Raw genomic sequence first — 12436 nt, forward strand, 5'->3', positions numbered from 1 at the left:
AGCAACGCTACCACGACACTTAATTATTACACCGTAAACGCAAAAGCCAAATCAAACCAAAACCGCCACGCGTTGCGAATCCGTCTTAAAACGTTTGTTATATTTTACCACAAACGACTGTTTTATTTGGCAATGAACTGCTTTGTTGAGCGCATTTCAAGAAGTGAATCACAAGCTCGTTCTCACTTGGCCGCCAAATGCACGAAACATAAAACGCGTAAATCCACTTCCCTGCTCAATGAGGCAACCCGACTTAGCCTCAACAAGCACCCTATCTTTCCAACCAAAGCGCAGAACAATGGCAAATTGCCGAGACAACTGCCAAGCCGACATGCTACTTGGCAAATGCGCTCAAAGCGACTTAGAGCCAGTGAAACTTGAAGCCAACCGTCACGACCTGAAAATGAAGCAACCCGCGAACATTGCATGTTTTACGGGTTGAGAAATTCACGAACTTGGGCCGACAATGTGGATTTGCTGAGGCAACTCGAACGAACTGCCAAAGGGGCAAAGAACATAGATCGAAGGGTTTTTAAGCCATTGAAATACAAGTAAACATAACGCCCTGTTAAGGTGTGAGCAACGCAATACCAGTATCGCCGCATACCACCTTAAACACTAAGCGCAACGCATAGTAAAAATGCCACGCGTTGCGAATCACTCTTAAACAGTTTGTTATACCGATAACTTTTCGAGGAAGTTAGCCATTTCGCACGACAGATAGTGCATCAGGCCACGTACTTTTTCCCTCGATATATTTTTTAATCAAAGATCTATTCGAGGCCATGATTCCAGACCAGCGATTACTCCAAGATTTATAAGCATGCCATGAATAGCCTGTATTGTAGTGGTACGGTAAATTTGGCCACCTGATTAGAGGTGTTAAGATACACCTCATAGCATGACAGGTGAAACTATGACCAAGCGCACCAGACGCACTTTCAGTGCGGAATTCAAACTCGAAGCAGCACAACTTGTTCTCGACCAAAACTACACCGTTGTTGAAGCCGCCAAAGCCATGGGTGTGGGTAAATCGACAATGGATAAGTGGGTAAGGCAGCTCAAGCAAGAAAGAAAGGGAGTCGCTCCTCAAGCCTCACCAATGACACCAGAGCACCGTTATCGAAAGGCATCACAAGAGCACGTAGAGATCCCAAATCATCTGTCTCGACAATTTGCCGTTACCGCTCCCAACCAAGTCTGGGTCGGTGATGTAACGTATGTCTGGACGGGACAGCGCTGGATGTATCTTGCTGTTGTCATCGACCTGTTCGCGAGAAAACCAATTGGTTGGGCGATGTCAGTATCGCCTGATAGTAAGTTGACAGGTAAAGCACTCTCTATGGCGTTTGAATCACGAGGTAAGCCCAAAGGCGTGATGTTCCACAGCGACCAAGGAAGTCATTACACCAGTCGTTCTTATCGGCAACTGTTGTGGCGTTATCAAATCAAACAAAGCTTATCTAGGCGAGGTAATTGCTGGGACAACAGTCCGATGGAACGGTTCTTCAGAAGCCTAAAGACAGAATGGATACCAGTGTCGGGTTATCGGAGTTTTAGCGAAGCGATAGAACATATAACTCGATACATCACGGGCTACTACAGCCAACTCAGGCCACATCAATATAATGGTGGTCTAACACCCAATGAGTCTGAACGACTGTATTGGGAAAACTCTAAAACCGTGGCCAATTTTAGTTGACCACTACAGTTGAGATGAACTAGAAAAGAACATTTTCAAATACTCCGAAACCTAATTTAATTTTGGTACTAACGCCCAATTAAGGTGTGAGGCACGCAATACGATGCTTCCGCATACCACCTTAACCACTAAAACTAACGCATAGTAAAAATGCCACGTGTGCCGAATCACTCTTAAATTGTTTGTTATAAAGCTGACTCTACGTTAAACGCCTTTTCTAACCACACCGAGCTAATGTACTGTCCATGTTTCTGTGCATACTCATTGAAAACTCCGACTTCTCTGAAACCAAACCGCTTATGTAATGCAACTGATGCGTCGTTTGGTAATGCAACACCCGACAATACACGATGGACACCATAAGCACGAATTGATGAGAACAACTGAGTATATAGTTTAGAACCTAAACCTTTCCCCTTTGCTTCTTGTGTCAGATAAACGGTCACTTCTACGGTGTCGTCAAAAGCTGAAATTGCTCTGTACTGTTGGGAATAGGCAAAACCTAGCAACACGCCGTTTTCTGTGGCTACATATAGTTGATATTTGGTAGTGCTAGAAAACTGAGAAAACCATTTCTGACGATTTTCCAGAGTAAATGGAACTTCCTCAAAGCGTGCATTAGTATGCTCAATATAAAAATTAAAGATGTCGGTGATACCAGCAACATCTTTAATTTTACCTGTTCGAATTTCCATGAAATGTCCTTTTTCTTCGAGCTTTATAACGCCGCATTAAGGTGTGAGCAACGCTGCCATCAGAACTAAATTATTACGCCGTTAACACGAAACTCAACTTTGAACTGAAAATGCCTAGCGTTGGGAATCACTCTTAAATGCTTTGTTAGTTTTACGTTTCCACGGATTCTTAACGATACTAACCCCATTAGGTGATGCATTCGAAACCAATCGCTGAGAGTTCCCTTGAGACGGAGACAATGCAGACAACCAATCGAGCTTTTCAGCACTAAAAATGTTGTCTATGGCAGCATGACTTACCTTTGTATTGATTTGGTGTAAAAGTTCGCTACTAAATTGTCCGATTACAATATGCTCTTTCGGGTTACTTGTTGGCGTCAGAATTAGAGCGGTGTTCTTGGATATAGGGTACAGAATTTCAGCTAAGGGGTGGGCTGGACCAATATCACCTAAATCCTGTTTACAAGGGTAAAAAACAACTGGTACATCGCCAGTCACAAACGTTGAGCCTGCTGGAGCATTTATTAACACCCATTCTTTCTTGAGAAATTCAAGCGCTGCAGTTTGAGCCGCCGTAACCATATGTTCTAAACTAACCGTCGAATTAACTTGTAAATCAACGACATTAGATAAACCTTCTTTTTCAACTAGCTCTTTTAATGCAGCTGGAACCTTAGAATTATCCCAAACTTTATTGAGGACTAGTTTTGCTACCTGCCCATAGATTTGAGCGATGCCGTCTCGAAAACTAGGTCCACGAAACATCAGTAAGGCAATGTAAAATGCTAACTCCCCTTTCTGAGAACCGTGGATAGGTACATAGGGAAGAAATCTAGAATCTAGCACCTTATCAATGATGTTATTCCCGATCATTTCGACTTCCGAAATGACGTCTTCCAGTTGTATGTGGTCCACTTGCCCTTGAGGGTCTATCTGATAATAGTAATAATCTTCCGCACAAACCTTATTGATAGATGCAGTTTGGCGACCATATTCGCCTTTGTTTTTATCAAATGCCCAAATGAGCGACTTCTGCCCTTCGACGGTAAAGCGCTTCAAATGAGCTTTTGGGACATAATGCTGGTTTTTCTTTATTTTTCTATTATTCATATGACCAAATCAATTGTAAAACTAACGCCGCATTAAGGTGTGAGCGACGCTTGGCTATACTTGAGCGAAGCGAAACTGCCAAGCGTTGCGAATCACTCTTAAATGCTTTGTTAGTTGCGTTCTTGCCACTCCGAACGCAATACCCCATATTTCACTGAATCGTAATACTCGCCTGCATAGTAACGTACTTTTCTTAGCCTTGCTTCTTGTTGAAAACCTAACTTCAGCGCCAGAGACATCATGCGCGGATTACCTGACCATGTTGTCAAACCGACCCTTTCGATTCTGTTATTTTTGAACAAGTAAGAGACCCATTGTGGAAGAGCCAAAGCGGCGATACCTTGACCCCAAAAATTTGAATCGTAGATTACCACACCAGCTTCAAGCCAGTGAGTTTCTTCACATTCCCAGTAACTGCTGACTGTTCCTATCGGGTTATCATCGACAGTGATTAACTGTAAATCTAAACCACTTAGCAACCGTTGAAACGAAGACTTTTCAAACTGTTTTAACGAAGGGTGAGAATAAGGAAAATACGGACCATTAAACTTAGTCCATGCGTCGTTTGAAGTTACCAAAGCATGAATTAATTCCAATTCATTCGGTTTTGCTGGTCTAATACTTACTCGTTTTTCTTCCACGATACTTCCCTATTCTTTGAAGCAAACTAACGCCCTGTTAAGGTGTGAGCAACGCAATGCCGATGCCGCCGCATACCACCTTAAACACTAAACGCAACGCATAGCAAAAATGCCACGCGTTGCGAATCACTCTTAAACAGTTTGTTAGCTGCCTTTTTTCTTAGTGAGATCTTCGTTAATCATACGAACACGAGGAGGCTCAGGTGGTGGCGGTGGAGGTGGTGGTGCTTCACTTTTCTTTTCATCAGACATGTTACTCTCCTGCATTTGGTGTTGGATAATTGTCCTCGACTAAAGGACGTGCATCAGGTTCCTGCGGAGGAGGTGGTGGTACATAATTATCTTCAACTTCAGGCACGATTTTCACTCCTTGTTTTAGTGATAGATTTAGGACTTCTAATTTTGTCTTAATACCATTTAACTCGGTTGCTACAGATAAATCGACTATTGGGGTTTCTTTTCTAGGAGAAGACACGTCTAGGTCATGTGCAATATAGGTAACGCTTGCTACAAGCATAGGGATTGAGGCAAACAATAACCATTTGAAAGCTCGATGCAGTTGCTGTGAGCGCCGATCGTTTACTTCTGTATTGTGCGCCGAACAATCTCGAAATTTTTGATATAGATGATCAGCGACTAACGAATCGACATCAACCTCTGGTTGTTGATTGCTAGGGTAAGAACTATTGTAGTCTTCAATCTCTTTCTTATGCGAAATCAGTTTTTCTCTGTACTCATCTGTTTTTATTGGCGAAGGCATGCCTTTATAGGTGTTTCCCCAGAAAGCACGTACCAAAAAATACAAACATACAAAAGACAATACGAATGTAAGACAAGCAGAAATGGCAAAGACCATGATTGCACCATGCAACGCTGTGTAATCAAGCATTCTCAGCATATAGCTGAGAATGGTGTATCCCGTAGCAACCAAAGCAAAAGTAATCTGAACTCGACCTGTAATACGCTCTCGTACTTCCATCTCATGGAAGTAAAGCTTCTCATATAGCTCAAATAATCGTTCTTTATTCATTCCACTCCACTCATATGGACTTCTTGGCAGCTAACGCCCTGTTAAGGGGTGAGCAACGCAATACCGATGCCGCCGCATACCACCTTAAACACTAAAACCAACGCATAGTAAAAATGCCACGCGTTGCGAATCCCTCTTGAACAGTTTGTTATGCCGATACTACCAGTTGCCGCAAAACTGGCTTTCACACGGTATACCATCGTTGTCACCGTCTATTTTGACATTAGGACAGTTTGATAGATAAAACTTAGCTTCGCTGCACGATACCATCTCACTACAGTAAGTTTTACCTTGGCAACTAAAACCCATGTTTTCATATTCCGGATTTAATGTCGGCTCTATTCCGAATAGATAGAATCCCGCACCAACAATGCCAATAAACACTGCGGACAATAACATTGAAAAAGGATTGACTTTGTTGGGCTCAACACCGAGCAACTGTGCCGTCGATGCACTTAATTTTGGAGCATTGTTTACCAATTGAAACTCGACTTGGTCACCTATTTGTGGACGTCGATAACCCTTTTTGAACTTGGAGACATGAACAAAGATATCTCCATCAAGTTCTTCGGAATTTATGAACCCAAAACCTCTGTCATCAACCCAGCGAACAATTATTCCTTTCATATACTCACCCACTTTCCATATATCACTTTTAGATAGACCCTAGCTCTAACTTAATAAAGTGTCTACTAAACGTGGGGTACTCGGAGGCATAACGCCCTGTTAAGGGGTGAACAACGCAATACCTAAGCCGCCGCATGCCACCTTAAACACTTAAATCAACGCATAGTAAAAATGCCACGCGTTGTGAATCCCTCTTGAACAGTTTGTTAGCTGTTTCGTACTAGGAGACTGAACTATTAACGTAGAAATAACCGACAAGACCAACTGTGCCGTATAAGAGTGCCTTTAGAGAAGCTAGCCAGTTGCTTTTAATATTAAGTAAAGTCACCACAATTGAGGATACAAACGCACAGCACCACATCAAGACAACTAAACAAGCAAATAGTAAATCTATAACGTCACCTAACCCATAGGGTTCTCCTGGTGAGACCGCTATATGCCCATAAATTTGTGATTTATATATCAGCCCAGAGAAAGCAAAAAAATGGACTAAAACAATACTGAACGCTAATAACTTATTAAATCTTGCTTCCATTAAGCTTATCTCTCCAATGCCACATGCACAAACAGCTAACGCCCTGTTAAGGGGTGAGCAACGCAATACCGAAGCCGCTGCATACCACCTTAATCACTAAAACCAACGCATAGTAAAAATGCCACGCGTTGCGAATCCCTCTTAAACAGTTTGTTAGTTCTTTGGCTCACCAAGCGATTTTGGTTTGTAACACAACGCATCCAAGTCGATACCTTGCTCTAACAACATTCTTTCAAACAGTGGTAATAAAGGACCCAAATTTTCGTTTAATGTATCACGAACTGTGTCCACAACTACTTGTGTACCGCGCTCGATTTCTATGTTGATGAAATCTCCAACTTCTTTTGATTCAAACACCGTCATTCGACGAGTTTCTGGAATAAGCCAAACTTCAAACCACCCTTCTTGTTTATTTACGTCAGCAACTGTGAGACTTGCTCCGTTAAGTGCTATATAACCTTTAGAAAAGACATACCTTTTCCAAGTATTTGGAAGTGCTAAACGAATGCAGTAATTGTCCTCTATTTGTTTTACGTCGACGATCGCAACATTGAAGTCAACATGACCTGAGAGAGGGTGGCCACCAATTTCTGCTCCATCCTTCGCAGCCCTCTCGGCATTAACTAGTTGGGTAGCATGATATTTGCTTAAAGTCGTAATTAAGAGGCTTTGCAGCATAACGTCAAACTTAACGCGAACATTTGATAGTATTTCAGTAACCGTTAAACACACACCATCGATTGCAATACTGGCCCCAACTTCTAAGTTGACACAAAAACCATCAGGAAAATCGATAACAAAGGTCCTAATTCCTTTTTGATCGGTTACATCAACTATTTTGGCTACAGCCTGAACTATTCCTGTAAACATATTTTCCCTTTTATTACTGATGTTTAATCCTAAGAACTAACGCCGCGTTAAGTGGTGAACAACGCGACCACCTAACCTAAACCATTGTGCCGTAAACACTTAAGCTGATACAAACCAAAAATGCCAAGCGTTGTGAATCCGTCTTAAACGCTTTGTTAGCCGTTTTGGACGCCAACTATAGAAAAGTGGTGACTAGCGATATTGAAACCTTCGCGTAAATAGAACTTATGTGCTGGAAAACGCTGAACACCAGAATCCAAATGTATTTGTTCGCAACCGCTTTCTAAAGCATATGTTTTAAACCAATCGATAATAAATTTACCTACTCCACTCGAACGAAATTGAGCATTAGTTACCAAGTCTTCAATGTAAATATGCTTACCCCAAGCAAGCTTTTCACCTACGCTAAAGCCTGCTGCTGCTAGCACGCCTTCTGGCGATTTGACATAGACGACTTGATAACCATTTGATTGCTGCTTCTCGATCTGACCAGACAAAGTATCTAAGTTGTAATTTGGGCGAAGTTGTAATAACACTTCTAGGACTGACTCGTAATCAGAGTTTTTCTCTAAGAATTTTACTTCCATGTTTTCTCCATTTTGACGGCTAACGCCCGCTTAAGTGGTGAGCAACGCAATACGATGTTCCTGCACACCACCTAAATCACTAAATTCAACGCATAGTAAAAATGCCACGCGTTGCGAATCCGTCTTGAAGCGTTTGTTAAGCAACAATTTCCTCTGCATTATAAAATCTACCAGAATCTTTCGTTTGTTGAAGCCAATCTGCAACTTTTACCTTAAAGCCTTGTTTGGCAAATAGAGTACCAGCAGCTTTCAAATAGTCTTTATTGGCGCCAAATTGAGCCAGACTTAGCACTTCTTTACCTATTGTGGTAACTAAGTAAACTGGCTTACTAGCGACTTTTTGAGCGTTCTCGTGCTCCAAAATTAGACAATGATTATATGAAATTAAACCTTTAATAAAACGGGTCTGTTGTGAACTTTTCCATTTGGTTTGTAGCCCGACAGCCTCTACTCCTGATAATATCCCCAGCTCTTGTAAATACATCAAGATACCAAAGTTAATTCCTGCCTTTTCAAGAATTTCATCATGCTCTCGAAAAATAACACCTTCGACAACAAATTGTGCAGCTATTGCAATAACCTCAGCGTCAGCCTTTGACAAAGTTTTTAAGAAATCTAATGTTCTGTATGAATATGACCCTGGACTTTTAATCTCGCCAGCTAGAATTTTGCCCCAAAGCTGCTGCAAGTCCTCGGAGGACACACGACCAGCATATTCTTGCCAATTGAACAACCAGTCATCTTCAATCTTAGATTCATTTACGGGGGTGGCGTCATCAGCCAATAAATCCTCTGCGATCAGTATTGATTTCGCAACATTTGCTTCCTTACGAATATTTTCACTGACACTTTTTCCAAAAGAGTTTCTCACTGCATATTCAACCCCAAGAGTCGGCTCAATTCTTCCCTGCCTATTCTCAAGAAAATTTTCTAACTGAGGACTCTCAAATTGAATATTACCGTTTCTAATATCTTCCGCTAGCCTTTCTGCTTCAGCAATTTTTAGAATTTCTTGTCGCTTAAGATCTAATCGGCTTTCACCGACTCGTCGCTCTTGCCACGGTTGAAGAATACTACCAATACCCTTGTCAACAAGAGAATCCCACATCTTAATTATTAAATTTTCACCTGGAATATTCATATTTACCCTTTGTTGCTTAACGCCCAATTAAGGTGTGAGGCACGCAATACTGATGCTGCCGCATGCCACCTTAACCACTTAAACCGACGCATAGTAAAAATGCCACGCGTGCCGAATCACTCTTAAATTGTTTGTTAGCTGCCGGGCTTAAATTTTATTATGCACAGCATCACTAAGTTGTTTTAACCAAATATAAAATTCGTCAAAGCTAGGGTCTAAATGCAACTCGTCATCGGGATTATCAGAATCTGGTACCAACATTAAACATCCTGTGTTGGGTTCCAACTGTATGCTGGTAATGTGGAACTGCACACAATCATCGGTGCAACCAGGAAGCCATTCTAAGTATGTCGGAAATTGGTAGATAAACTTATCAGTCGCAGCTAAGAATAACTCGACTACATCTATAAAATCGTCTGTTTCAGATTCAGTCGGAATGTAATACTCGTGCTCAACGGCGTTGCGAACAGAATTGAGTTTTTTCAAGATTCGAGGAGTCACAACCCCACATTTTTGACAATACTCTAAATAGCGGTGAAAATTTGGGTAACCACGCTCTGGTTTAGGAAAGCCAAAGCCCTTTGCTATTGTTTCTACTTGCAAATGTAATGCGCGCTTTGCATTTGATAGAGCATTAACTAACGCCCTTTCTGACTTTAGTTCTCCACACTCTTCAACATCTTTAAGCGCAAAATCTAAATAATGCCTTGGAGTAGTAGTGACTGGATATTCCAACCTCCCCCAACTTGTTGCAAAAGCAGGGTCGAAGTCACCATAATTGGATGGTAATGGTATCAATAAAATATCTCCTAAAGCTTGAAGTACTATAAAGGCAGCTAACGCCCAATTAAGGTGTGAGGCACGCAATACCGATGCTTCCGCATACCACCTTAACCACTAAAACCAACGCATACCAAAAATGCCACGCGTGCCGAATCACTCTTAAATTGTTTGTTAGTACGCTGTTCCAAAACCTTTTGGTTTGCACCAAGACATTGAAATATAGCACGTAATTTGTGGCTAAAAACGAGAAAGCTAAACTGACCACTGCCAAACTAGAACTCAATCTCAAAACGCAAGTTGGCGAGAAAAAAAACACGCTAAACTGCCCTATTTTGACCAGTTTAAAATTAGCAAAGGATTCGGTCGCCGAACTTTGACAACCACACCAATATACTAAATTTGAGACTGAAGAACTGGCCACGCAAAAGAAGCCGCGCCAGAGAAATAGCCAAAAAGTTAGAAACCGTAAACGGTGAAATCGACGCTAACACTCCGCACATAGTGCCACCGGAAAGAACATGAAAGGCACATTTGAACCGGTGTGTGTAAAGCTAGGAAACGAAACTGATAAACACCGAAATTTTTACCGTTGATGCCAACCCCGTACTAACGCCGCGTTAAGTAGTGAGCAACGCTACCACCTAACCTAAACCATTGTGCCGTAAACACAGAAACCAATTTATACCAAAACTGCCCCGCGTTGCGAATCTGTCTTAAACGCTTTGTTATGTGAAATTAACGGTTGGCGCGTAGCTCACAGAAAACATCCGACCAATAAGATGATTTATATGCTGTCGATGGGTGTGTAACACCAATTAATTGAATTTCTGCGTCTTTATACGGATATACACAGCAACAGTTTTCAAACTGCTGACTAAGCCTATATTTGCCAAAACCGAGATCTTCAGGAACAGAATCCCATGCTTTGCCGCCCCAACTAATTATGAAATCTGGTTGTAGCTCATTGATAACTTCAATTAATGCAGATTTGTAGGTGAGGTCTTCGTAATTGTAATGCTGAGTCTGTCTTGCGTCTGTGCCTGCGGCGATTTGTAGATAATTGTAGAACGCAACGGAATTCCATAAACGAGTACGAGATTGCTCATCATGCTTAGTACCCGCAACAAAGCTATTCATAAATGTTGTGAATGTTCTTTTCCATCTAGCGGTAATCTCTGGGTTGAGATAGTCATTGACAACTTCGGTTGTAAACTCACTGCAGCGTTCTCGTCTTTCCTGAGAGCCACATTGAAAACAGTGTTCTTCACAGTAATGAGAATCTCCAAGAACTAAAATTTTGTTCTGAAACAGTGAATTGTCTGTTCCATACTCACTACCAATCCATGGCTTGAAGAATACATTTTTCATCTTAATTACACTCAAAGTCTGATATTTGGCTTTTCACATAACGCCCTGTTAAGGTGTGAGCAACGCAATACCTAAGCTCACGCATACCACCTTAAACACTAAAATCAACGCATGGCAAAAATGCCACGCGTTGCGAATCACTCTTAAACAGTTTGTTAGCTGATTATTTGCATGATGAAATACTTGAAATGGCCTTCGTCGATCCTTTGAGTGTATATGTCGCCGAGCTACCCCTAGTTGTATTTTCAAATTTAATCCAGCTTCCAGATTTCATGGCGCCAACGATGCTATTGTTCACCCTAATATCTTTCTCCGATGTTCTAATTACCATTGAGGCTTGATTGACTATACTTCCCATTTTCTTATCTGTTTCCCACTGGATCTTATCTCCGGGCTTTGCATATAAATCTTTAACCGAGACTCTTAGCTTCCCTTTTGAGGGGGAGCATTCAACTATTAACCCATAATACTCGGATTGCCCATTATGAATATCACTCGCCAGTACAATGGCTCCAAAACTACCCCATGACATCCAACGTGTTTTTGAATAGTCATCTTTAGTCGCACTATGCACAGATAAAGAAAACAACGACAAGATTACGATTAGAAATTTCATAGCATTCACCTTAGCCAAATAAACAATTAAGCATAGTAAATGACCTTATCACGCGCCAATCAGCTAACGCCCAATTAAGGGGTGAACAACGCCTCCACCCAAACCTAAAGCATTGTGCCATAAACACTAAATTTGAAGTAGAAGCAAAAATGCCAAGCGTTGGGAATCCCTCTTAAATTGCTTGTTATGTGGATGTTCCCACTAGCACCAAAACAGTAATTGCACCAAACAATATCCAAGATAGGTGCTTTCCTTTTGATCCCAAAAGGGCCGCCAGAAAGTGCACACCAAATGTAATAGCGATTATCTGGCCAACTAATTGTTTACCAAACTCTGGCTGCGCTAGAACCACAACAATACCAGCTAACCCCAACCAGGCGACTGACGTTAAGTGCCATGCAAACCTCAACGTACGTTTAGTAAAATCATCACTTCCTAACATCTTTGGCAAATTGTCACGCTTAAACAACCTAGAAAGGATAAAGCGTTCACCGAGGTAAGAATGAGCAAAAGATACAACCATTAGCAAAAAAGCTGCGAGATATAAAAGACTATCCATTTTCTCCTCCATCCACATAATGAGCACGCTTAAGTGGTGAGCAACGCTACCACTATGCTTAATTATTGCACTGTAAACACAAAAGCTAACTCAAAGCAAAATCGCCGAGCGTTGCGAATCCGTCTTGAAGCGTTTGTTAGTTTACCTTTCGCACAAATCGCACGATTTAATT

General features: G+C 41.5%; 14 protein-coding genes and 1 pseudogene. 2 read left to right on the plus strand and 13 right to left on the minus strand.

Annotated features, from left to right (window positions below; all coding sequences use genetic code 11):
- Positions 1–298 precede the first annotated feature (298 nt).
- Both FKN08_RS23720 and FKN08_RS05745 read left to right on the plus strand, forming a co-directional pair.
- Entirely contained in the window at positions 299–442 is a 144-nt protein-coding gene (locus FKN08_RS23720; RefSeq protein WP_249373358.1) for a hypothetical protein, read from the plus strand.
- 474 nt (positions 443–916) lie between these two features.
- A complete protein-coding gene (locus tag FKN08_RS05745; protein ID WP_170891518.1) occupies positions 917–1702 on the plus strand; it encodes an IS3 family transposase in 786 nt (261 codons plus the stop codon).
- Positions 1703–1887: 185 nt separating this feature from the next.
- On the opposite strand, the gene FKN08_RS05755 is transcribed toward FKN08_RS05745, so the two are convergent.
- The 13 genes and pseudogenes from FKN08_RS05755 to FKN08_RS05840 all read right to left on the minus strand — a co-directional run bounded on the left by FKN08_RS05755 (position 1888) and on the right by FKN08_RS05840 (position 12264).
- On the minus strand, positions 1888–2397 hold the full coding sequence (locus tag FKN08_RS05755; RefSeq protein WP_150919018.1) for a GNAT family N-acetyltransferase: 510 nt from the start codon (positions 2395–2397) through the stop codon (positions 1888–1890).
- Positions 2398–2511: 114 nt separating this feature from the next.
- A complete protein-coding gene (locus FKN08_RS05760) occupies positions 2512–3507 on the minus strand; it encodes a DUF4238 domain-containing protein (protein ID WP_170891519.1) in 996 nt (331 codons plus the stop codon).
- A gap of 110 nt (positions 3508–3617) precedes the next feature.
- On the minus strand, positions 3618–4148 hold the full coding sequence (locus tag FKN08_RS05765) for a GNAT family protein (protein WP_170891520.1): 531 nt from the start codon (positions 4146–4148) through the stop codon (positions 3618–3620).
- Between the two features lie 253 nt (positions 4149–4401).
- Positions 4402–5178, minus strand: a complete 777-nt coding sequence (locus tag FKN08_RS05775) for a hypothetical protein (RefSeq protein ID WP_170891521.1) — start codon at positions 5176–5178, stop codon at positions 4402–4404.
- Positions 5179–5219: 41 nt separating this feature from the next.
- Positions 5220–5322 (minus strand): annotated as a pseudogene (locus FKN08_RS23725) (DUF3265 domain-containing protein).
- Positions 5323–5337: 15 nt separating this feature from the next.
- The gene (locus FKN08_RS05785) at positions 5338–5805 is read right to left on the minus strand and encodes a cold shock domain-containing protein (protein ID WP_025527288.1); all 468 of its coding nucleotides are present in this window, start codon (positions 5803–5805) and stop codon (positions 5338–5340) included.
- Between the two features lie 688 nt (positions 5806–6493).
- Positions 6494–7210: a riboflavin synthase subunit alpha gene (locus FKN08_RS05795; protein WP_170891522.1), complete on the minus strand. Its 717-nt coding sequence runs from the start codon at positions 7208–7210 to the stop codon at positions 6494–6496.
- A gap of 155 nt (positions 7211–7365) precedes the next feature.
- Positions 7366–7797, minus strand: coding sequence for a GNAT family N-acetyltransferase (locus tag FKN08_RS05800; RefSeq protein WP_170891523.1), 432 nt, complete (start codon positions 7795–7797; stop codon positions 7366–7368).
- Positions 7798–7933: 136 nt separating this feature from the next.
- Positions 7934–8938 carry a DUF2806 domain-containing protein gene (locus tag FKN08_RS05810; protein ID WP_039033178.1) on the minus strand — a complete coding sequence of 335 codons (1005 nt, stop codon included), beginning with the start codon at positions 8936–8938 and terminating at the stop codon, positions 7934–7936.
- 147 nt (positions 8939–9085) lie between these two features.
- The gene (locus FKN08_RS05815) at positions 9086–9805 is read right to left on the minus strand and encodes a hypothetical protein (RefSeq protein WP_170891524.1); all 720 of its coding nucleotides are present in this window, start codon (positions 9803–9805) and stop codon (positions 9086–9088) included.
- 651 nt (positions 9806–10456) lie between these two features.
- Positions 10457–10858, minus strand: a complete 402-nt coding sequence (locus FKN08_RS05825; RefSeq protein WP_170891525.1) for a hypothetical protein — start codon at positions 10856–10858, stop codon at positions 10457–10459.
- A 394-nt stretch (positions 10859–11252) separates the two neighbouring features.
- Complete coding sequence (locus FKN08_RS05835) at positions 11253–11705, minus strand: hypothetical protein (protein WP_170890951.1); 453 nt, start codon at positions 11703–11705, stop codon at positions 11253–11255.
- Positions 11706–11889: 184 nt separating this feature from the next.
- On the minus strand, positions 11890–12264 hold the full coding sequence (locus tag FKN08_RS05840) for a hypothetical protein (RefSeq protein ID WP_053805399.1): 375 nt from the start codon (positions 12262–12264) through the stop codon (positions 11890–11892).
- Positions 12265–12436: the final 172 nt, after the last annotated feature.

The organism is Vibrio sp. 1-2 (7-a), assembly GCF_013048515.1.
Classification (GTDB): domain Bacteria; phylum Pseudomonadota; class Gammaproteobacteria; order Enterobacterales; family Vibrionaceae; genus Vibrio; species Vibrio diabolicus.